Source organism: Methylobacter svalbardensis (assembly GCF_037671525.1).
Taxonomy (GTDB): Bacteria; Pseudomonadota; Gammaproteobacteria; order Methylococcales; family Methylomonadaceae; genus Methylobacter_A; species Methylobacter_A svalbardensis.
The window spans coordinates 1-21,797 of record NZ_JAWPOH010000011.1; the positions used below are offsets into that span (position 1 = coordinate 1).

A 21,797-nucleotide genomic window follows, 5' to 3' on the forward strand; every position below is an offset into this window, starting at 1 on the left:
AAACTTTCCAAATAGGTGCGCTCATCCTCAGTTAAACGCACAATATATTTCTTTGCCAATCTATCGTTCCCCAATAATGTAAAAAACCTACTCTATGGGGATTTTATACGACAAAACAAGACTGACTGAGTACTAGTCATCCAGCGAAAGCTGTTTGGGGAAGAGCATCCTGATGTGGCCATCTCACTGAACGACGTTTCCACTTACCTCAGTGCTTTACACAAACACAATGAAGCGCTTGATCTTACCCAACAGGCATTGATCATTCGGCAAAAACTATTGGGCGATACGCATCCCGACTCGATACTGTCTCTGCACAATGTGATTCGCTGTTTGAAAAATGCTGGCCGCAAAACAGAAGCTATCCAGCATTTCCATGTACAATTTCAGCGGCTGAAACCTGGCGACCCCCACTATCAGTATTTTCTTGAGCTAAGGGCCGACTTGTACCCCGGCTTTCGCAAGCCTACCCAGAAATCCGGTAAGGGCAAAAAAGGCCGTTGAGGCCGGTTGTTGCGCAGTCGGGTAACTCACAGCCGGATGGGGGTATGTTGCCCCGTCCGAAACGTTTTGCGTTGGTTAGGTGTAGCCACTTAGCTCAGACATCGTAAAAACGTTAGTGACTGAGTTGCAAACCCCGTTCCGCTTGGACCTAAGTTGATGCTAGCCATGCCGTAACCCAACCACAAACGGACAATTCATGAAAAATATGACCATCAACACCCGCACCGAAACCGACTCCTTCGGCCCCATACAAGTGCCTGCCGACAAATACTGGGGCGCGCAAACCCAGCGCTCCCTGATTAACTTCAAAATCGGCAATGAACGCATGCCTCGGCCTTTGATCCGCGCGCTGGGTATCGTCAAATATTGCGCCGCACTATCGAATATCGCACTGGACAACATCGATCCCAAAATCGGCAACGCGATAGCCGACGCGGCGCGCGAGGTTATCGACGGCAATCTCGATGACAACTTTCCTCTGGTGGTCTGGCAGACCGGTTCCGGTACGCAATCCAACATGAACGCCAACGAGGTCATTTCCAATCTGGCTATCGAACGCCTTGACGGCGTTCCGGGGTCTAAAACGCCGGTTCATCCCAACGATCACTGCAACCGCAGCCAGTCCTCGAATGATGCTTTTCCAACGGCCATGCATATCGCTACGGTCGAGCAGTTGCACCAGTTATTGATCCCCTCGCTTCAGCATTTGCAACGCGCGCTGTCCGATAAATCCCAGTCATGGAGCGACATAATCAAGATCGGGCGAACGCATTTGCAGGATGCGACCCCGCTGACATTGGGTCAGGAGTTTTCCGGTTACGCAGCCCAGGTGCAATTCGGTATCGACCGGATTAACGACAGTCTCAAACGGCTGTATCCTCTGGCGCAAGGCGGCACTGCGGTGGGCACCGGCCTGAATTCAAAGTCCGGTTTTGGCGAAAAGTTTGCCGAAGAAGTTGCGACGTTTACCCAGCTGCCTTTCGTTTCTGCGGCCAATAAATTCGAGGCATTGGCCGCGCATGATGCGATGGTGGAAATCTCCGGGGTGTTAAATACTATCGCGGTCAGCCTCAATAAAATCGCCAATGATATTCGCTTGTTGAGTTCGGGACCGCGCTCCGGCATCGGTGAACTGTCGCTGCCTGAAAACGAACCCGGCTCTTCGATCATGCCGGGCAAGGTGAATCCGACCCAATGCGAAGCGATGACGATGGTTTGCGCACAGGTCATGGGCAATCACACCACCGTCACCTTTGCCGGAGCGCAAGGGCATTTGGAACTCAATGTTTTCAAGCCGGTCATTATTTATAACGTGCTCCAGTCGATCCGGCTTATCGGCGATGCGGCGGTCAGTTTCACCGATCATTGCGTTGTCGGCATTGAGCCGAACATCGACCGTATTGCCGAGCTGATGGAACGTTCGCTGATGCTGGTGACTGCCTTGGCTCCGCGCATCGGTTACGACAATGCGGCAAAAATTGCGAAGCTGGCTTTAAAAAATCGCAGCACGTTACGTGAAGAGGCGGTTTCCGGCGGGTTTGTGACCGAAGAGGAATTCGACAAGCTTGTTCGTCCGGAAAATATGATTTTTCCCCAATAAAGAACGAAAGAGAATACCATTAAGCGGTTAAGTACTTTTGATAACGAATAGAGGAGAATAGACCATGCATGTAACATACGAACTGGCCGAACAGGCAATGGCTGCGGCCATTGCCGAGTCAAAAAAAATCGGTACACAGATGTGTATCGCCGTAGTGGATTCCGGCGCTGACTTAAAGGCGTTCGTGAGAATGGACAATGCCTGGGTAGGTAGCGTGGACATTGCGATCAAGAAAGCCAAGACCGCCTGTTTCTTCGCGATGAACACTGGACAAATCGGTCAGCTATCGCAACCGGGCGGGCCGCTTTACGGAATTGAACATTCTAACGACGGGCTGATTACCTTTCCCGGAGGCGTTCCTATCGTTGACAAGGATGGCGTTCTAATCGGCGCTGTCGGGGTCAGCGGCAGCTCGGTAGAAAACGATCATCGAGTCGCCAAAGCCGGGGCTGAAGCCATCGGCGTTTCCGATTTGCCGGAACACCCCTGGAGAACCTGAGTCCAGAACCATCTCCGGGTTGATCAGATAAAGAAATCTTTCAAATGCGGATTAGGCGCTCGGCGAAGTCTTTGATGATTTAAAGACTTCGCCGACAATAATCGGCTCAACTTTCTGTCTAGCCCGAATTGCTTGTAACAACAATGCCCCTTTTTTCAATCAGAGACGCTATTCAAGCGCTATTTTTCCCTCGATGCAGTGACTGATGCCGACAGCAGGAGCTTCCAGCGTCATTTTAATCTCTAGGGTCTCAGAACCGTTCAATTTTCCGGCCTCAACCGCTTTGAGAACAGCATGTTCGATTTCGCGTTGTGATGTGACTCCAACAATTTTGAGATATTTTCTGATTTCCATGTTAAATGTATCTTCATTCATTTTGACCTCCTAAAGGCAAAGTTTGTGCATTCCATAAACAGAATCGATGGAATTCGATGTTTAGCCTAGAAACTAGCACCCCATTCAGGGAGCCGTCAAGAAGTTACTCAAACGTTTAACAGAAGGACTCGTAAAGGTTTAGTCACCATAAAAAACAGAACACTGAGCACAATCGGCCTTTAGCTGATCGCCAGGAAACGCATATCCTGCTTGAATTCAATATCCATATCTTGTACAGAAATTAACGAAATTAGCGTGAAAACTTATGATATATTAAATAGAGGAACATCTAATTGAGGCTGGCTCTAGGGAAAATGCCAAGCAAATTGTCGGAGGTTTGTCCTGATACCTTGACAAGGCTGTTATTATCACAGTCATTGTCTCGTTAGGTGTAATCTGTGCCTATCGACGCACTATTCAGCGGCGCATGCATGCCCTGACCGATATTGAGGTTTCTTCCTCGGCTTCGGTTACGAATAGGTCCGGATCAAGGAAAAGAGTATTTACGCTAGCCGAAGTGGATTCTACGGAACAACGGGAGTATTTCATCATGCGCAGAGCCATTACCGCGATTTCGTTTATGTTGTTTGGGGCATCAGCACTGATTTTTATTTCAGCGCTTTTAATCCCTTTGCTGAGAGAATCGACTTTACAGGGGGGAGATAGCAAAACAGAAGTCTATAAATTGTTTGGCTCTCTCAAGAAAACTATCGAAAAATCGGCGCGGAAACTAACGCAGTATCCCGTTGTTATTAACAAATTGGACTCATCCGTAACGCAATCTGAAGGCAAGGTTGAGCAAGACCAAACGATTGGATCAAGCACATCCATTCAATTGGAAGATGCTGCCGTCCTTCCATCACCGGTTGCGTCAAACGATAACGCAATTGATAGAAACCGGGGGGATTCGAGCGCTATGCAAGCACTACAAACCTCTCCTGAGACAACTATCCCGCGAATCGATCAGAAGAAATCGCCAGAACAAGCAAATCCAGTGGGTACAGAGGAAGAACGTTCTCCTCAGCACGAACCGATAAGCCTGCTCGTTCTTGGCGAAGGCTCGTTTTCTCCGGGGGAGATAAGACCCAAAGCCAATGTATACAAAGCGATCGATAAAATTATCCCGCTTATCAACGCGCGGTCTTTGGATAAGGTCCTTGTTGAGGGGCATGCCGACAAAGCGATACCGGATGGTTTTAGTCCTGCCCAAGCGTCGAAATGGAATAAAATCGTCTCAATGCAACGTGCAAAAGCTGTTGCTCGGGCGCTGAAGAAAAAAGGAGTCGCCAGCGACAGAATCATTGTCAATGGTTTTGGTGACACTGTTCCGCTTGCTTCCAACCTGACTCAGGAGGGCAGGTCGAAGAATCGCCGAGTGGAGATAAAACTCTCGCCCGAGCGACAGTAATATTTAAATTTCACTCTGCTTGGAAAGCATTTGTCGTTAGAAAACCTGCCGATTGAAAACGTTTCTGATCCGGCATGTTTTTTCGACCAAGTCTACTATAGGTCATTGCTCAGTCGCATGATCGATAGTCTAGGACGGGAAGAAGTTTGATGGTGGTCGATCGGTACAGAAACAACCACCTTTACTCAGAAACTCATGGCGTCTGTTCCCGAGAAAATCAGAATAATCTGGTTGGGCGAGCCGCCGGATACCAGTGAAGAGTTGTTGCTTTTTCTCACACAGGAATTACAAGCCCTGAATCGTCCGATAGGGTTAAGCTATTAAAGTAGTATTCGCTAAAGCTCCACAACGGCGGCAATCGCTGCCTGGTGGTTATGGATGAAGTGCACAAAATAGCCGATGCTGTGCTGAGGTGTATCCGTCTTTTGAATAATCTGGAACAAGGTAGTATGTATGTATACAAATCATTTTTCATTACAAAGCCTGCCGTTTGAAAACGTTTCTGATCCGGCATGTTTTTTCGAGCAAGGCGATTATAGCCGTGTGCTCAGTCGCATGATCGATAGTTTATGGGCAGGAAAAGGCTTGATGGTGGTGGCGGGGCCAATTGGCACAGGGAAAACCACTTTGAGTCAAAAACTCATGGCGTCCGTTCCCGAGAAAACCAGGATAATCTGGTTGTCCGAGCCGCCGGATAGCAGTGAAGAGTTGTTGCTTTTTCTCACACAGGAATTGCATATCAGTTCCGAATCGTCCGGCAGAATTTTTGTTTTAAGGGATATTAAGGCGTATTTGCTAAAGCTTCATGACGAGGGCAATCGCTGCCTGGTGATTATAGATGAAGTGCACAAAATATCCGATGATGTACTGGAGTGCGTCCGGCTTTTGAATAATCTTGAACAAGGCAGTATTAAGCTTATCCAAATGCTCCTGATTGGGCAGGATGAATTCCTCGTTAAATTGTCCCGGCCTGATCTGGAGTCGTTTAAACAGCGGATTTCCTGGTTGGAGTCCATTGGCAAGATGACTCCTTTGCAAACGCATGAATATATTATGCATCGGTTGAAAGTCGCGGGGAGTCAGTCAAGGATTTTTACTGACGATGCCCTGGAAACTGTCATAGCTGTTGCTCGAGGTACTCCTCGCTTAGTTAATACGTTTTGCGATAGGGCGCTTCGTGTTAGCTATGAATCCAACAAAACTATAGTTGATCTGGATAGTGTGAGACGAGCAGCCGATGAAATAGGGTTAGGGAGCGAGGTTTTTTTGTGGCTGATGAGTCGTCGAGGGGAGAAAATGGCGCAAAATGCTGTACTGCAAACTTCGTCCTTAAAGGATGACTCCAACTCGGCTGCGTCCGATCCAAGAAGAAGAAGAGAAACCGCGCCCGTTGACAAAACCCGGTCGACGCGTACACATCAGGATAATTCCTCATGGACGTTTCCGATATTGCTACTTTGTGGCTCTATTTTATTGTTTGCAGCGAGTCTTTGGTTTCTCTTTGGCTTAGAGTAAACACGTGAGCGTGAACTCGATACGCTTATCAAATAAACTGAGGCAAATACAAACTCATCGTCTGAGATTGACCGTTACCTGTTATTCGCCAGTTTCAAAAAGCCAAGCTCAATAGCTGCGATCCAGATTTGTAATATTTTTAACGGGATCACAGTCGCCACTGCTCCTGGTAATTACTGTTATGCGGGATAACGTGGAGCAAAACGTATCCGCTTAAACGCTTTGTTGGGCGCTTTTTGACTAAGGAAATCTCAGTCATGGCTGCTGTAGTCTTCATCTATCGGACGTCCGCTAAGGGTCTTGCGTCCTGTGAACATTGCAGAAATAATGCTGCCACCTTCGCGCATATCAGTCATTATCACCGCTGCAACGTGCAATACAACGGTGGCAATCAGAAAATAAAAGTTATACACATGGGTCACGGCAAAAGGCTTTCGGAAAGCACGCATGCTCTGGTAAGCCGTTTCATCATACAGGGCCGGCGCATAGGGGACTAAGGCATCGGGCGCAATACTCGGTGCGGCCACCCACTGCGCTATCCAATGCCCGAAAGGCGGGAGAAACAAATCGGTGCCCGCCAGCACCAATCCGGTGACCGCCTGAATGGTGATCAGGAGAAACAGCAGGGCGGCTCCCAAGCGTCCTGCCGGATTGTGGCCGATATACTGTTCCGGGTGGTCGGAGAAGAGTGCGACGACATAGCGGCGCAACGCGTGAAAGTATCCCTTGCCGTTCGGAAGCACCGAGTTCAACTTCGCGTAGCGATTACCCAAAAAGGCCCAAATAAAACGCCAAATCAGATTGATCGCAAACACGTAGCCAATCCACGCATGGACTGTCTTGAGCTTTATTTTGCCTGCATTTGAGACGTCAAGACTGCCCGCATTCAGGATAACCAGACCGACAGCCATCAGTGCAACAACACACAATACATTAATCCAATGAAACCAACGGGTACCTGCATCCCAAACAGGGTGCGATTTGAGAACTGTCATTAAAGGTGCTCCTTAAGAATTTAAATATGTTGTTAGTGTGGAAACGCAACTTTCATTATATCGACACGAACCCGCCTTTTCAGCCGATTTTCAAGTACGGATAGCGCATGGCGCCCAACAAGCAGTTAAACAGGTCCGCATAATTTCCATCATAGTTTAACAAAAATCCAGGAATTACCGCCTAAGCTGGGTAACATGAGTTTTACTATTGCCAGATCAAATCTGAACTTCTGCAAATGACTCAAAGTCGTTTAATCGCGCTCGGATGACGGCTTAACATGGAAAACGTTCCCATGACTTCACTTGGCGTAGCGCGTAGGAACGAGGAAAGGCCTGAAGTTTGAATATCTACAGGCAAGCACTTAGGCAAAGATTGCGGATCATGATTTCCTCATCAGCCGGAACGATCAGCACCGGCTTGTGACCGGCAAGACTGATTTCATTGCTCCCGGAATGATTGGCCGTCCGGTCCAGAGCAAATCCCAGAAAGGCGAGCGGAGCGCAGATTTTTTCACGGACTTCGGCAGAATGCTCACCTATTCCGGCGGTAAAAACCAGTGCATCAATGCCGCCCGCCTTGGCCGCAAAACCGCCTATCGCCGCCCGCACTTGACGGCAAAAATAGTCGACGGCAAATTTTGCGTTGTCACTGTCACTGGCAAGCAGCTTATCCATTTCCGAACTTTCACCCGCAGACAAAGCCAGTAAGCCCATGTTGTGAAACACCATGTCGCTTAATTTTTCAGGAGTGTACCGTTTTGCCAGCTCCAGCATGACGCCCGGGTCGAGGTCGCCGCTACGGGTTCCCATCGGGATGCCGCCCGCCGGGGTATAACTCATCGTGGTGTCCACCGATTTCAGGTTTTCCAGCAAACAAAGACTGGCGCCGCTGCCCAAATGCGCGACGACCACTTTTTTATAAGCCACGTCGCCTAACATCCCCGCAAGCATGCCGGCAATGTAGGCGTAATTGAGCCCATGAAAACCGAAGCGGCGCATGCCAAGTTCGTTCGGAATCGGCAGGCGTTTAGCCAACTCGGGCAGGGTGCTGTGAAAAGCCGTATCGAAGCAGGCGATTTGCGGCACAGCGAAGCGTTGCAGACACAAATCCAGGCCGAGCAGATTGCCCGGCAAATGTAGCGGGGCAAGATGAATCAGCTGTTCCAGACGGGAACGCTCAGTAGCATCAACCCGCCTTGCCAGATCAGTCATGTCGCCGCCATGAACAAAGCGATGCCCCACCAGTTCCGGCACTTCACCGGCCAAATCGTGCAACAGCTGATCGAACGCTTCTCTTTGATCATGCAGCTGTTCATAGCGAAAATTGCGCCGCGCACCGCTAGCTGCAAACAGGCTCGCCTTGATCGAAGACGAGCCGCTGTTAATGGTTAAGACTGAACGGTTCATCGTAAAAACGGCGATTCGTCCACGAAAAACACGAAAGACACGAAATAAAACCGATTCAGCCATTCATTCTTTGCGCAACTATCTTCGGCAATTGCTCCATACATTGCTCTATCTCCTGCCTCCATGCAATCGATAGCTTGGTATCTCATTTTTCGTGCTTTTTGTAGTTTTCGTGGATAAATTATCTTTTTCAGGTTCATCAATACGGCCACACCCAGTTGTCGACCTCGGGCAGATCGGTGCCGTATTCGTAAGCATAGTTGCGGCATTCGATCTGCTTGTCGCGCATGTTTTCTTTGACATGGGCTCCCGCTACACGCAACGCCGGGATGCGGTTGATCGCGTCGATCACCAGGCTGAAACGGTCGATTTCGTTCTGGATGGCAAGCTCCAGCGGCGTATTGATGCTGCCTTTTTCCTTGTAGCCGCGCACATGCAGGTTTTTGTGGTTGTTGCGACGGTAGGCCAGACGATGAATCAACCAGGGATAACCGTGGAAGTTGAACAGAATAGGTTTATCCAGCGTGAACAGGCTGTCGAAATCCTTGTCCGATAAACCGTGCGGATGCTCGGCTGCGGGCGTCAGTTTGTAGAGATCGACTACGTTGATAAAGCGAACCTTGAGTTCGGGGAAATTCTCGCGCAGCAACACCACGGCGGCCAGCGCTTCCTTGGTGGGAATGTCGCCGGCGCTGGCTATCACCAGATCCGGTTCCACGCCTTGATCGTTGCAGGCCCAGTCCCAGATGCCGATACCCTTGGTGCAATGTTTGATCGCCGCATCCATGTCCAAAAATTGCAGATGCTTTTGCTTGTCGCAAACGATCACGTTGATGTAATTGACGCTCTTTAAACAATGATCGGCAACCGTCAACAGACAGTTCACGTCCGGCGGCAGATAGATGCGCGTCACTTTCGGACTTTTGTTGACTACCACATCGAGAAAGCCGGGGTCCTGGTGAGTAAAGCCGTTGTGGTCCTGCCGCCATACGGTGGAAGTAATCAGCAGGTTCAGCGAAGACACCGGCGCACGCCAAGGGACTTCCTTGGACATGGCCAGCCATTTGGCATGCTGGTTGAACATCGAATCGATCACATGCACAAAGGCTTCGTAGGTGGAGAAAAAGCCGTGGCGGCCGGTCAGCAAATAGCCTTCCAGCCAGCCTTCCAGCGTATGCTCGGACAGCATCTCCATGACCCGTCCGTCAGGCGACAGTTCGCCGCCATCGGCGTCTTCCGGCAGATAGTCGGCCAGCCAGGTTTTCTTGCTGACTTCATACACGTCGTCCAGCTTGTTCGAGCTGTTTTCGTCGGGGCCGAACACGCGGAAATTGTTCATATTCAGGCGCATGATGTCGCGCAGGAACTTGCCCAGCGGACGGGTGTTTTCAGCGCTGGTGGTGCCCGGCTGGGTCACGACGGTGGCGTATTCGCGGCAGTCCGGCATATGCAGGGCTTTGCGCAACAAGCCGCCATTGGCGTGAGGGTTGACGCTCATACGCCGTGCGCCCTTGGGTGCCAAGGCTTTAAGTTCGGGTAACAGGCGGCCGTCTTGGTCGAACAGTTCTTCCGGCTTGTAACTGCGCAGCCAGTCTTCGAGCTGCTTGAAATGCTCAGGCGTATCGCGCACGTTGCCCAAGGGTACCTGATGCGAGCGCCAGAAGCCTTCCACTTTTTTACCGTCAACCTGTTTCGGCCCGGTCCAGCCTTTGGGGCTGCGTAACACGATCATCGGCCAGCGAGGGCGAATAGGCTGACCGCTGCTGCGGGCTTCCTGCTGAATGCGGCGAATTTCCAGTACACAGTGTTCCATCGTCGCCGCCATGGCTTGATGCATGGTGTCCGGGTCGCTACCCTCGACAAAATAAGGCGTCCAGCCGTAGCCCTTGAACAGGTTTTCCAGTTCCTCGTGCGAGATGCGCGACAGGATGGTCGGGTTGTTGATCTTGTAACCGTTCAGATGCAGGATCGGCAATACTGCGCCATCACGGATCGGATTCAGGAATTTGTTGGAATGCCAGGAGGTCGCCAGCGGCGCGGTTTCGGATTCGCCATCGCCGACCATCACCGCGACGATCAGCTCGGGATTGTCGTAAGCCGCGCCGAAAGCATGCGAGACGCTGTAACCGAGTTCGCCGCCTTCATGAATCGAGCCCGGCGTTTCCGGCGTGCAATGGCTGCCGATGCCGCCGGGAAAAGAGAACTCTTTGAAGAACTGGCGCATGCCGTGCTCGTCTTCGCTCTTGTTCGGGTAAATCTCGCTGTAAGCGCCTTCCAGGTAAACAGGGCCGAGCACGCCCGGCGCGCCATGTCCTGGACCTGCCATGAAAATAGCGTTCAAATCGTACTTGTTGATCAGGCGGTTGAGATGGATATAAGTGAAGGAGAGACCGGGACTTGAACCCCAATGCCCCAGCAAGCGACTCTTCACATGCTCCAGCTTGAGCGGTTCGCGCAGCAGCGGATTGTCGCGCAGATAAATCATGCCTGCCGCAAGGTAATTACAGTCGCGCCAGTAGGCGTCGATCTTGCTGATGTCTTCTTGCGGTAGCGGGGTTTGCTGGACGGTCATGGCTTATACATCCTTGGGTTGGTTGCAAATGGGTCGGTTGATTTTCGGTGCTATACGTTCTGATTTTGACGTTGTTTGATCGTCATTTAAGATGATTTCCCGCGTTCATTTGGGGCATAGGTATCTACACAACTTTAAATATATATAATCAGTTGGTTAGGGAAATATAGTCGGTTTTTCATAAAGATAATCACCTTTACGAGGTGAGTTTTGACACTCAATGCAGTCAGTTGTTAACCAGAAATCATGAATAATCGAATTTAACCAATTGTTTTATAAGTCATTAAACTTGTGTAGATACTTATGCATTTGGGGTGGGCTTTTACGACCATGATCTTGCTAGGTTTTGGTCGATTCAAATAAATATATGCGGCATATGACCTATATTACCATGTGAAATGCCTCAGTCACTCGTGTAATGATTTGTTTTGAGTCCAGCAGCGATGCGGCTTTTAAGCACTTTCCATCGCGCAAACTAAAATATTTAGCAGTTACCGTGCCATTTTGCGCGGCTTATTGTCGCGCGGCAATCGGTCACATTTCCAAGGATGATTTTAGTCACTAGACTGGTTGCAACTCTTGCATCACTCCCTATGTTTAAGGGATTTAGAGTTGACTGTCCTTCCTTTTAAATGCGGTCAGCAGCCCTGGCCGCATCTTTTTAGCCTACGGGTGGAATCATGAAACGGAATTACCAAACTGATACATCCTACGCCATTAACGATCAGGATTTGTTCAGACAAATCGCTTTCCATGAGGCGGGTCACGCTGCCGCCATTTATCTTTACAATAAACAAAAACAACTGACTCCGGTGTATTTTCAAATCACTATTAAGGCCTCGAATCGCCAAAAAGACAGCCCCTGGAACACCGGCCCATTAGGCTATGATCACTTTGCCGCAGTTGTAGAAGGAGGTCGCCTTATCCACAGTCTGCCGGTTGCGATGATTGAAAGCACGCATTATTTCTCAGCCACTGAGCAAGATGCGTATCAGACCGCTTTTGAAGCGGATATGATCAATTTGTTGATCGGCCCTTTAGCGGAAGCAAAGCACGTGGCCTTACGTGATGATGAGCCGTTTAATGCTCAACTGGTTAACATCAATGCCTTGCATTATTACGGCGGCACATCCGATCTTGAAAAGGTTTATGAGTATCTGGATACTTTTATCGCAAGCAGGAGTCGGCAACAAGAGAAGTTGGTTGAGCTGTTTGACAAAGCCTTTCAGTTTATAAACTCACCGATTTATTGGCAGGCTATTGAACGTCTGGCGGATTATATTCTTAAAAACAGAGAAAACATCATCAGCTGCGAGGAGTCGATTGCGGTGATGGATCAAAGCGGGACGCGTCAGAAAAGGCGATTAATACCGGTGATGAGTCTTGTAAGCTAAGCATCCATCGCACATTTGATTTCACGTTAGTTCCCAAACTACGCAGATAGCGCGATCCAATGGCTTGTTTGCCGTATAATGAAAAATACGGACTTTGCATCGTGTAACTTACAGACCATGATTTATCGACTTTTAGCAGACTTCGTTCTTATTCTCCATTTCCTGTTTATCGGCTTCGTCATTTTTGGCGGTTTGCTGGCGTTACGCTATGCCTGGATTGCGCTGGCTCACATACCTGCTGCCTGCTGGGGGGCATTCATTGAATTGACCGGCGGCGTGTGTCCGCTTACGGTAATCGAAGTCGGGCTTCGCCGAATCGCCGGGGATTCCGGCTACTCGGATAGCTTTATTGAACATTATCTTCTACCCGTCATTTATCCCCTTGGACTCACCAGAGATATTCAATTTTGGCTGGCGGGTTTGGTCGTGCTGATCAATGTTGCAATATACGGGGGGCTTGTTTATCGATTGTGGATTTCCCGATCAATATGCCGTCGAAGAGGCAGTTGACATTAGCTGCGCTAAATAATTATTCCATTGAGTGCCTTTCCATACTTTAACCAATGGCACCGGTGATGGCGCTATCGAGTACAGCATGATTGTACAAACGGTCATTAATGCCGAGGCCGTCATACTGTTATAGCTGAATAATTTTAACGCAGTACCAAAGGATTTTTTCATCCTTAAATTGGATAAATTAGTGCTGTAGAGTTCGTCTAATAGCAAATGAACGATAAATCCCAGGGCAATGAAAATACCGTTTAGCCAAGCATGTAAAACATCCCAATGCAGTAAACGATAGCTGATGCAGGTCATTAATAAGCCAAAAAACAAGGCAGCCAACACTGAATGGAATACGCCGCGATGTACGGTAAGACCGTTAAACAAGGCAAATAGCCCATAACGAATAAACAGATAAGTGCCGGCCGCAATCAGCACTAACAGGTATGGCGCATAACCGCTTTTTAACGTATGGAGCGCCGCCGCTACGCCCATTAAAGATAACACGTTAAACAACAGTTTTACCGGTCTTGAGTTGTTCGCATCAATATCGGGCAATAGTCCGCCTAATGTGCCCAGGAAAACGAGCCAGGGTATGTCGGCGTTGGTGATCAAATGGACATTAGCGACGATCAGAGCGGCCCCGATGCTGGCAGCTGAAGCGACGAATAAATGGGTGTTAAAATTGGCCATGTAAAACAATAATCCCTTAAATCTAAAAAATCCAGTATGGCATTGCCTGGCTCTACATTAAGCCAGATATTTGCCTGCGATTACCTCGGTTATTCCCGTGTTAGGTAACTTACAGTGAATAAAATTGGAGGAGTGCAAGCTTTGCTTGTACAGCAGGGAGCCTGCACTCCTGAAACCATGAATGTCGGGCAACAGTTTTTTGTTGTCCGGCACAAGCTTACAACTGATTGGCTGAGTTACCTTAGGTTAATTTATACCAGTAAATTAACCAGAATTTGTTCATAAATACGGGACAAAATCTCCAGATCTTCCGCGCCGACATGTTCATTGATTTTATGGATGCTTTCATTCAACGGGCCGAGCTCGATAACCTGTGCGCCGGTCGGAGCGATAAAACGTCCGTCCGAGGTGCCGCCGCCGGTGTCATCGAGGGTTTCAAAGCCGGTCACGGTTTTGATCGCGGCGTGGGCGGCATTGATTAATGCGCCCGGTTGGGTCAGGAATGGATTGCCGGACAAGCGCCATTCCAATTCGTATTTGAAATCGTATTTGTCCAGTATCGCGCGGGTGCGTTGCTTGATGGTTTCCTCGTCCAGTTCGGTGCAAAAACGCAGGTTAAACTGAACGGCCACGCTGCCGGGGATGATGTTTTCTGCGCCGGTTCCGGAGTTGATATTGGAAACCTGCAAGCTGGTCGGCGGGAAAAACTCATTGCCCTGATCCCAGACTTCATCGATAAGGTCTTTTAATGCCGGGGCAAAAGTGTGTATCGGATTGTCGGCAAGCTCGGGATAGGCGACATGGCCTTGGATGCCTGCAATGGCCAGTTTGGCGCATAAAGAGCCGCGCCGACCGACGCGAATCACGTCGCCGACTTTTTTGTCGCTGGACGGCTCGCCTACCAGGCACCAGTCTATTTTCTCGTTGCGCTGTTCCAGCACTTCGACGACTTTAACCACGCCGTTGGTGGCGATGCCTTCTTCGTCGCTGGTCATCATCACCGCGATAGAGCCTTGATGGTCCGGGTGCCGATCAATAAAGCGTTCGACGGCGGTGATAAAGCAGGCGATGCCGCCCTTCATATCGGCAGCGCCCCGGCCATAAAGCTTGCCGTCACGAATCGTCGGTTCAAAAGGCGGTGAAACCCAGGCATCCAAAGGGCCGGTAGGCACAACATCGGTGTGACCGAGGAAGGTCAGTAGCGGTTTGGCTTCACCACGTCTCAGCCAGATGTTTTGGGTATCTTCAAAGTCCAGGCGTTCTTCTTTGAAGCCCAGTTTGGTCAAACGTGCGGCCAGCACATCCTGGCAACCCGCGTCTTTTGGGGTTACTGATTCGCGGCTGATAAGGTCTTTAAGCAGATCTAGGGTGTGGTTCATAGTCATTCGGTTGGATGGTTATTGGCAGGTTTGCAGCATACATCAAGCTGTAGGGGCGAATTCAGTCGCCCCTACAAAGTTTGCGGCATACCCACCATCCTTGGCGAAACCAAGGATTAACTGGTCGCCGACATCTAAAATCGGACGCTTAATCAGGGTGGGAGTGGTCAGCATCAGGTGCATGGCTTTTTCTAAAGTCAGATCGCTTTGCTGTTCGCTACTGAGCTGTCGCCAGCTGGTGCTGCTGCGGTTAAGCAGTTTGTTCCAGTCCAAATGCTCGGTAAAATGCTGTAGCAGTTCAGGCGTCAAGCCATCGGTTCGAAAATCGTGGAACCGATAGGCTATGCCGTTTTGATCCAGCCAATTGCGCGCTTTTTTGACAGTGTCGCAGTTTTTGATGCCGTAAAGCGTGTGCATGGTTTTTACAATTGGCCGTTTAGCAAATCATCTATGCTGGGCAGTTGTTTGTCGGATTTGCAGCGGATTTTATAAAGATCGACGAACTCCATAAAAGCTTGTTCAAGGTCTGCCAGAATTTCTTCTTCGTTTTCGCGCTCATCATCGGGAACATCCGTGGAGTCCAAATATTCATGCTGCAGGGCGACTTCGCTGTTTAAAGCAAGCGTCGCGTAAATGATGGCATTGTTTGAAATTTGTTCGCTCATGGTATTGGCCTTGGTTAGGTAATGGGTGGGTTAGTATAGCTATTTGGAAAAGCTTTGTCTGTATACGTAGGGCGTGCTGTGCGCGCCTTAGCTACCAAGGCGCGCACAGCATGTCCTACAGCGATGGGGGTGGCAGTCAGAATTAACTCTATGCGTAAGAGCAGTTCTTAGTCCTGCTCTCTAAAACGAATGGTTAGACCTTGTAAAAAATTCCTCAAAATCTGATCGCCGCATTCCCGGTGATGTTTATGGCCTTTTTGTCTGAAAAAAGAGCTGAGCTCGCCTTTGGACAATTCAAAGTCGGCCAGTTTTAAGGTGCTGAGCATGTCCTCTTCTTTAAATTCCAGCGCGATTCTCAGTTTTTTGAGTATGGTGTTATTGGTTAACGGCTCCGGTTTTTTGGGCTGCTCGGGTTGATTTTCCTGCTTGCCTCTTCTGTAGATAATCAAGCCGTCTAGAAATTTTCCCAGCAGCTTGTTGTCAAGATCGACATAGTCGGCTTCATTATCTTTTTTGAGCAGCGGCAGTAACTCATCTCGAGTCATTTCTACGTCGCTTAAGGCAAAAATATCGATCATGGTTTGATCTTTAAGCTCTAAAGCGTAGCGTACCCGGCGTAATACATCGTTGTTAATCATTGTTTGTTATTGATTGGGTTGTATTTTAGGACTTAAAGACTGGATTGATAAATCCAGTCTACACACTACTAATTTGTGCGGTCAATTAATAAGCCATTTCACCAGTTCTTTTGAAGCAGTGGCAAAAATAGCTCCGAATGCGAGCTAAACGACACCCATAATTTCTAGGGCTAGTCCTTCAACAGCAAATTCCTTAAGCTGCTGCTGAGCATTTTCATCGCCGACTTCTCGCTCACGGCTTTCATTGGTTAAAGCTTCTGACATACTTTGACTCTCTTGCTTAAGCATCTGTTGAATTACAAACATCGCCATATTCGTTTGATTGAGGTTTTCTTCCAACAGAGTAACTCGTTTATCAAGAGACAATGAGTTTGGTACTGGGCGTAAAATATGAGGAAACAATGAGCCCTGCGCACAGGTACTAGACATACCGTTGAGAGTAAGAGTGATGTCGTTATTTTTATCTTCGAATTTTGGGAAACGTTTAAACCATTCAGAAATTATGTCGTGTAGTTGTGGACGCTCAAGCGACTTTAGAGTTTCATTAACCCCATAGACCACCGTGCATATTCCTAATAATTCGAGTGTAAGTCCAGTCAATCGAAACCGATCTTCACCCTCCAGCTTTTCTGGGAATATGAGCCAGAAGAAGAAAAATACACCAATAATCGAAAGCACAGTAATCCAGACTTTCTTTTCTTCCCAAAGCCATTTGGCAACTCGAATAATCCAGCGTCCAAATTTTTTTATCCAATCGATTATTGGTTTCATTTATCACTTTTCTCAAGTTAATTCAGCGGTAGTTGCCGGGTTAGTTCAACACTAATCCGACTCTACATAATCAATCCCTCAACAACTCATTAATACCGGTTTTGCTGCGGGTTCTTTCATCAACCTGCTTGATGATCACGGCGCAATACAGGCTGTAGCTACCGTCAGCAGAAGGCAAGTTACCTGGAACCACAACTGAACCGGCTGGAACGCGGCCATAGCTGACTTCGCCTGTCATGCGGTTGAAGATTTTGGTGCTTTGACCGATGTAAACACCCATTGAAATAACCGAGCCTTGTTCAACGACAACGCCTTCGACGATTTCCGAGCGGGCGCCGATAAAGCAGTTGTCTTCAATGATCGTTGGACCTGCTTGTAAAGGCTCCAAAACGCCGCCGATGCCGACACCGCCGGAAAGATGCACGTTCTTGCCGATTTGTGCGCAAGAGCCGACGCTGGCCCAGGTGTCAACCATGGTGCCGCTGTCGACATAGCCGCCGATGTTAACGAACGAAGGCATTAACACGGCTCCCGGCGCAATGTAAGCGCCGTGACGGACGATGGCATTAGGTACGACGCGCACGCCGGATTTTGCAAAGTCGTCCGGTGAATAAGTGCTGAATTTGGCTTCAACCTTGTCGTAATAACGGCTGTTGCCGCCTTCGATCACACGGTTTTCGTTGATTCTGAATGACAGCAATACGGCTTTTTTCAGCCATTGGTTGACGACCCACTCGCCGCTGGTTTTTTCGGCAACACGGGCTTTGCCGCTATCCAGTAAGTTGATCGCTTCTTCAACGGCTGCGCGCACTTCAGCGGATACGTTGGCCGGGGAAATGTCGGCACGGATTTCAAAGGCTTCGTTAATGATGTTTTCTAGTTGTGACATGGTTTCTTTTATAAAGAGTTAAGGAAATTTTTTATGCGCTGCGCGGCTTCTATACATTCATCCAAGGGCGCAACCAGTGCAATTCTGACGTGGTTTAGGCCGGGATTGATGCCGTCAAAATCACGGGATAAGTAACTGCCGGGCAGTACGGTAATGTTTTGTTGGGCAAATAGCTGCTGGGCAAATTCGGTATCTGAAATCCCCCTCAATCCCCCTTTTTCAAAGGGGGAGGCCGAAGGCAGGGGGATTTTCAACCAGACGTAAAAACTGGCAGGCGGTTTGGTGACGGTGCAAACGTCGCCGAGAATATCGATGAAGGCCGCGAATTTTTCCCGGTACAAGCGACGGTTTTCGACAACATGATGCTCATCCTGCCAGGCTTGAATGCTGGCATGTTGGGTAGGCAAAGGCATCGCGCAGCCGTGATAAGTCCGGTATTGAAAATAGGGTTTCAATAGCTCGGCGTCACCCGCGACAAAGCCCGAGCGCAAGCCCGGCGCATTGGAGCGTTTGGACAAGCTGTGGAAAATAACGCAGCGCTTGAATGCCGTGTTGCCCATGTTATAGGCGGTTTGCAGCAAACCCGGCGGCGGATTGCTTTCGTCGTCATAGATTTCGGTGTAGCACTCGTCGGAAGCGATCACAAAATCATATTTTTCCGCCAGTTTCAGCAGTTTTTCATGGCCGGCCTGATCGATCACCGAGCCGGTCGGGTTGCCGGGCGAGCATATGTAAATCAACTGGCAGCGTTGCCATATTTCATCCGGCACTGCGTCAAAATCCGGTAAATAGCCGGAGTCTTCCAGCGTGTTCAGAAAATAGGGCTCAGCCCCTGCCAGCAGGGCCGCGCCTTCGTAAATCTGGTAAAACGGGTTCGGCATGATCACGACCGGGCGCGGTATCGCCAGGGATGGCGTGTATGCCGCAAGCCTGTCGGGAACGGGCGCGGCCTTGGTCGAATCGATCAGGCACTGGGCAAAGGAAAACAAGGCTTCGCGGGTGCCGTTGACCGGCAAAACCTGGGTTTCAGGGTTAATGACATCAGCCGGAATCTGAAAACGTCGGCTGATCCATTCGGCAATCGTCTGCCGGAGTTCAGGCAGACCTTTGGTAGTCGGGTAGTTAGACAAGCCATGCAAATGGGTTAACAGTGCTTCCTGGATCAAATGCGGGGTGGCATGAGTTGGCTCGCCCATAGACAGGGCGATATGCGTCTTGTCTTTAGACGGAACAATGCCTTGTTTAAGTTGCGCCAGTTTCTCGAATGGGTAGGGATGTAAGTATTTTAAATTAGGAGTCATCGATTAGTTACAACGCGGTTGTTTACCCTGTGCTTGAGCTTGCTGGAATAGTCCCATGGCTTGCGGCATGCGCTTTTCCAAGTCTTGAATACGGGTGGCATGCGAAGGGTGAGTCGACATGAATTCTATCGGTTGCTTGCCTTGCGATGCCTGTTCCATTTTTTGCCACAAGCCGATGCTTTGCCTTGGATCAAAGCCGGCTTTTGCCATTAAATCCACGCCGATCATGTCGGCCTCGCTTTCATGGACGCGGCTGTAAGGCATCAGTATGCCGTATTGCGCGCCGACTCCCAGCATGCCCAGCGCCGTTTGCCCGAGGGCGGTTTGGGGGGCGCTGACTGCCTGAATGATGCCCATGCCCGAACTGACCGCCATTTCTTGCGATGCCCGCTCATTGCTGTGTTTTGCGAGGACGTGGCCGATTTCATGGCCGATGACTGCAGCCAATTGATCCTGATTGTCGACCAGTGTGAGCATTCCGGTATGTACGCCGATTTTATTGCCGGGCAAGGCAAAAGCGTTAGGCGAGGCATCTTCAAAGACCACAACTTCCCAGTTGCCGCCTGTTTCCCGGGTAATGGCTCCGGCGATGCAGCTTGCCAGCTGATTATATTGACTGTTAGTGCTGACAGGTTTTTGTTTTTTCAGGTTATCAAAAGCCTGCAAGCCCATTTGATTAATTTGTGTATCAGGCATGAAAACAAGTTGGCTTCTACCTGTAGGGCTAGTGATGCAGGCGCTTAATAAGCAGGCAGTTATCAGAGCTGGGAATATTTTTTTTAACATAAAAAATGGCCGGTAGTTTCAGTAGTACCGGCCATTTTAACGTAACTTTTTATCTGAGGTTTAAAAATGTACTTACTCAGGTTGCAGAATTTTGGTGAACATCTCATCGTACTGTTCTTTTGACAATACGCCGCTGACCCCGGTACGTTGATGTGTCTTGTCGAAGAAATAGGTTCTGGGTAGTTCACCATACCATTTGGGATCGATTTCAAATTGCAATTTCTGGGGGTTTTCATCGGCATAAACCCAGTTTTCAATATCAGATAATTGATGTTTTTCAAGTATCGTCTGGATTTGTTCAGTTGCCGATAACTCATCTGCCGCCAGCATGATCATTTTGAGTTCAGGCCTGCTTGTATGAATGCGGCTTAACAGCTCCATGTCTTTCAGGCAGGAAGAGCAGTTTATCGACCAAACCACCAGCATGAACGGCTGATTGGGGTTATTTGCCAATAGTTGCTGATAGCTTCCTGAGGTAAATGCCGATGGCTCTGCTTGTGCAGGCGTGTTAAGGCAAACTAAAAGAGGCAACAAAAGGCAAGAAAAAAGTTTTTTTAGACGCATAATGAATTTTTTATCAAGTAATGGGTGATTCAATGCACTGGAATTAAACGGTAACCTTCGTTTTTGCTATTCCACGAGACGAAGACATCATTATTATTGCTCAGCAAGAACGGGAAGTCGACTTCGGAGGTGCTCTCTGCGATGACTTCGGTGGGTAGCCAAGTCCGGCCGCCATCGTTCGATTGCATCAGCAAAAGTTGCGTTTTGCTGCCGTCAAATTCGATCCAGGTCAGCATGATATGCTTGCCTTTAGCCATGATATCAGGATGACTGGGTAATTTATTCGGGTTGCCGAATGATAATGGCGGCGAGAAATGCTGTCCCCGGTCGGATGAATAAGCATAGAACAGTCCCTGGCGGACACTGCCTTGGGTAAACCAGGCGATATGGTAGTTATTATCGCTGATCGCAATTGCCGGACCGTGATCGGGACATGCTTCGATTTTCCAGTCGTCAAAAGTGGCCCGCCATGCAAGCGGCTCCTTGTCGTCAGCCTGGATTTTAATCAGCCCATGATCACGAATACCGCCGGGATAAATAAACCGGGTAAACAAAACAGGTAGTGCGTCGGCATCGAAAGCGGCGGCGACACGACAGCAATCACAGACAGAATCGGAGAGTTTCCGGGTGGAGAGGTTAAGAGCGCTCCGATCATCAATCGTTGTGTAGTAAATCGCGTTGCCTAACTGCTTCCAATCGGTGCGGTCGCGTTCGTCATGCCAGAAGACATAGGTCTGACCTGACGGACTTAAAGCCAAATGTCCCTGAAAAGAATTCGCTTCGGCCGCTTTATCGCTTAATGGCGATGGCGTCGAAAAACTGTGGCCATTATCGGCGGACACGCTAAAGTAAATGGATACCGGTTGATCGCCTTCGGCCGCATAAATAATAGTGATTCGGCCGGAGGGATCCACAGCGATGCCGGGTCGGTTTTCACCGCTTACCTTGATGCGTTGCGCTTTTGTATTGATAAGTACAGGGGCACTGAATGTTTTGCCCAGATCGGTCGAATAATCGACATAAACATGCTGTTTTTCCGGTACGACTCGCCACAAGCGCCCATCCGGGCCAAATGCGGCAGAGACGAACAGACCGCCGCCGGCAGGATAATGGCTGTAATCTGCCGTTCCGGCTTTAAGATGGTCCTGATTGCCATGGCTACAGGCGCTCAACGCTAAGGCGCTGATTAGCAGCAGGGTGGGCGCGACCTCAGTCGCCCAGTGTGCCAAAGAGCGACTGAAGTTGTGCCCACAGAGTCGTCCAATAGATCCCTTTTTAGTGGTTTGCTTACTGAGGTGAACGGCTTTTTTTATGACTGAAAAATCAGAAAAATTTATCATA

23 protein-coding genes are annotated in these 21,797 nt (G+C 49.2%); 8 read left to right on the forward strand and 15 right to left on the reverse strand.

Translation table 11 applies throughout. From position 1 onward, the window contains the following. Positions 1 to 174 precede the first annotated feature (174 nt). The 3 genes from RW114_RS06310 to RW114_RS06320 all read left to right on the forward strand — a co-directional run bounded on the left by RW114_RS06310 (position 175) and on the right by RW114_RS06320 (position 2,603). On the forward strand, positions 175 to 504 hold the full coding sequence (locus RW114_RS06310; RefSeq protein ID WP_340121887.1) for a tetratricopeptide repeat protein: 330 nt from the start codon (positions 175 to 177) through the stop codon (positions 502 to 504). Between the two features lie 196 nt (positions 505 to 700). Next, on the forward strand, positions 701 to 2,104 hold the full coding sequence (gene fumC / locus RW114_RS06315; protein ID WP_422614793.1) for a class II fumarate hydratase: 1,404 nt from the start codon (positions 701 to 703) through the stop codon (positions 2,102 to 2,104). A 64-nt stretch (positions 2,105 to 2,168) separates the two neighbouring features. Next, positions 2,169 to 2,603 carry a GlcG/HbpS family heme-binding protein gene (locus RW114_RS06320; protein WP_340121888.1) on the forward strand — a complete coding sequence of 145 codons (435 nt, stop codon included), beginning with the start codon at positions 2,169 to 2,171 and terminating at the stop codon, positions 2,601 to 2,603. A 168-nt stretch (positions 2,604 to 2,771) separates the two neighbouring features. On the opposite strand, the gene RW114_RS06325 is transcribed toward RW114_RS06320, so the two are convergent. Then, complete coding sequence (locus tag RW114_RS06325) at positions 2,772 to 2,978, reverse strand: DUF6494 family protein (protein WP_340121889.1); 207 nt, start codon at positions 2,976 to 2,978, stop codon at positions 2,772 to 2,774. Positions 2,979 to 3,528: 550 nt separating this feature from the next. Between RW114_RS06325 and RW114_RS06330 the strand changes: the two genes are divergently transcribed. The 3 genes from RW114_RS06330 to RW114_RS06340 all read left to right on the forward strand — a co-directional run bounded on the left by RW114_RS06330 (position 3,529) and on the right by RW114_RS06340 (position 5,901). Continuing rightward, positions 3,529 to 4,386, forward strand: coding sequence for an OmpA family protein (locus tag RW114_RS06330; protein WP_340121890.1), 858 nt, complete (start codon positions 3,529 to 3,531; stop codon positions 4,384 to 4,386). Between the two features lie 195 nt (positions 4,387 to 4,581). Beyond that, complete coding sequence (locus tag RW114_RS06335; protein ID WP_340121891.1) at positions 4,582 to 4,710, forward strand: hypothetical protein; 129 nt, start codon at positions 4,582 to 4,584, stop codon at positions 4,708 to 4,710. Between the two features lie 129 nt (positions 4,711 to 4,839). After that, positions 4,840 to 5,901, forward strand: coding sequence for an ExeA family protein (locus RW114_RS06340; RefSeq protein WP_340121892.1), 1,062 nt, complete (start codon positions 4,840 to 4,842; stop codon positions 5,899 to 5,901). A gap of 251 nt (positions 5,902 to 6,152) precedes the next feature. On the opposite strand, the gene RW114_RS06345 is transcribed toward RW114_RS06340, so the two are convergent. The 3 genes from RW114_RS06345 to RW114_RS06355 form a co-directional block, all read right to left on the reverse strand. After that, entirely contained in the window at positions 6,153 to 6,896 is a 744-nt protein-coding gene (locus RW114_RS06345) for a cytochrome b/b6 domain-containing protein (protein ID WP_340121893.1), read from the reverse strand. 348 nt (positions 6,897 to 7,244) lie between these two features. Continuing rightward, complete coding sequence (locus RW114_RS06350) at positions 7,245 to 8,366, reverse strand: acetate/propionate family kinase (protein WP_340121894.1); 1,122 nt, start codon at positions 8,364 to 8,366, stop codon at positions 7,245 to 7,247. Between the two features lie 136 nt (positions 8,367 to 8,502). Then, complete coding sequence (locus RW114_RS06355) at positions 8,503 to 10,875, reverse strand: phosphoketolase family protein (RefSeq protein WP_340121895.1); 2,373 nt, start codon at positions 10,873 to 10,875, stop codon at positions 8,503 to 8,505. Between the two features lie 680 nt (positions 10,876 to 11,555). Here RW114_RS06355 and RW114_RS06360 point away from each other — a divergent pair. Both RW114_RS06360 and RW114_RS06365 read left to right on the forward strand, forming a co-directional pair. Continuing rightward, positions 11,556 to 12,269 (forward strand): hypothetical protein, encoded by a 714-nt coding sequence (locus RW114_RS06360; RefSeq protein ID WP_340121896.1) that lies wholly within the window; start codon positions 11,556 to 11,558, stop codon positions 12,267 to 12,269. A gap of 117 nt (positions 12,270 to 12,386) precedes the next feature. Then, positions 12,387 to 12,779, forward strand: coding sequence for a DUF2784 domain-containing protein (locus RW114_RS06365; protein WP_340121897.1), 393 nt, complete (start codon positions 12,387 to 12,389; stop codon positions 12,777 to 12,779). Here the strand turns inward: RW114_RS06365 and RW114_RS06370 are convergent. The 11 genes from RW114_RS06370 to RW114_RS06420 all read right to left on the reverse strand — a co-directional run bounded on the left by RW114_RS06370 (position 12,753) and on the right by RW114_RS06420 (position 21,796). Further along, positions 12,753 to 13,463 carry a metal-dependent hydrolase gene (locus RW114_RS06370; RefSeq protein WP_340121898.1) on the reverse strand — a complete coding sequence of 237 codons (711 nt, stop codon included), beginning with the start codon at positions 13,461 to 13,463 and terminating at the stop codon, positions 12,753 to 12,755. The two genes, RW114_RS06365 and RW114_RS06370, sit on opposite strands and share 27 nt — an antisense overlap. 251 nt (positions 13,464 to 13,714) lie before the next feature. Further along, positions 13,715 to 14,842, reverse strand: a complete 1,128-nt coding sequence (gene dapE / locus RW114_RS06375) for a succinyl-diaminopimelate desuccinylase (RefSeq protein ID WP_340121899.1) — start codon at positions 14,840 to 14,842, stop codon at positions 13,715 to 13,717. Between the two features lie 42 nt (positions 14,843 to 14,884). Continuing rightward, complete coding sequence (locus RW114_RS06380; protein WP_340121900.1) at positions 14,885 to 15,259, reverse strand: ArsC family reductase; 375 nt, start codon at positions 15,257 to 15,259, stop codon at positions 14,885 to 14,887. 5 nt (positions 15,260 to 15,264) lie between these two features. Further along, on the reverse strand, positions 15,265 to 15,507 hold the full coding sequence (locus RW114_RS06385; RefSeq protein WP_340121901.1) for a hypothetical protein: 243 nt from the start codon (positions 15,505 to 15,507) through the stop codon (positions 15,265 to 15,267). Positions 15,508 to 15,674: 167 nt separating this feature from the next. Further along, the gene (locus tag RW114_RS06390; protein ID WP_340121902.1) at positions 15,675 to 16,145 is read right to left on the reverse strand and encodes a YehS family protein; all 471 of its coding nucleotides are present in this window, start codon (positions 16,143 to 16,145) and stop codon (positions 15,675 to 15,677) included. A gap of 144 nt (positions 16,146 to 16,289) precedes the next feature. After that, the gene (locus tag RW114_RS06395; protein WP_340121903.1) at positions 16,290 to 16,916 is read right to left on the reverse strand and encodes a hypothetical protein; all 627 of its coding nucleotides are present in this window, start codon (positions 16,914 to 16,916) and stop codon (positions 16,290 to 16,292) included. Positions 16,917 to 16,986: 70 nt separating this feature from the next. Next, positions 16,987 to 17,805 (reverse strand): 2,3,4,5-tetrahydropyridine-2,6-dicarboxylate N-succinyltransferase, encoded by an 819-nt coding sequence (gene dapD / locus RW114_RS06400; protein WP_340121904.1) that lies wholly within the window; start codon positions 17,803 to 17,805, stop codon positions 16,987 to 16,989. A gap of 8 nt (positions 17,806 to 17,813) precedes the next feature. Further along, complete coding sequence (dapC, locus tag RW114_RS06405; RefSeq protein WP_340121905.1) at positions 17,814 to 19,106, reverse strand: succinyldiaminopimelate transaminase; 1,293 nt, start codon at positions 19,104 to 19,106, stop codon at positions 17,814 to 17,816. A gap of 3 nt (positions 19,107 to 19,109) precedes the next feature. After that, positions 19,110 to 19,892 carry a M48 family metallopeptidase gene (locus RW114_RS06410; RefSeq protein ID WP_340121906.1) on the reverse strand — a complete coding sequence of 261 codons (783 nt, stop codon included), beginning with the start codon at positions 19,890 to 19,892 and terminating at the stop codon, positions 19,110 to 19,112. Positions 19,893 to 19,964: 72 nt separating this feature from the next. Further along, entirely contained in the window at positions 19,965 to 20,426 is a 462-nt protein-coding gene (locus RW114_RS06415; protein ID WP_340121907.1) for a TlpA family protein disulfide reductase, read from the reverse strand. Between the two features lie 59 nt (positions 20,427 to 20,485). Next, positions 20,486 to 21,796 (reverse strand): sialidase family protein, encoded by a 1,311-nt coding sequence (locus RW114_RS06420; protein WP_340121908.1) that lies wholly within the window; start codon positions 21,794 to 21,796, stop codon positions 20,486 to 20,488. Position 21,797 lies beyond the last annotated feature (1 nt).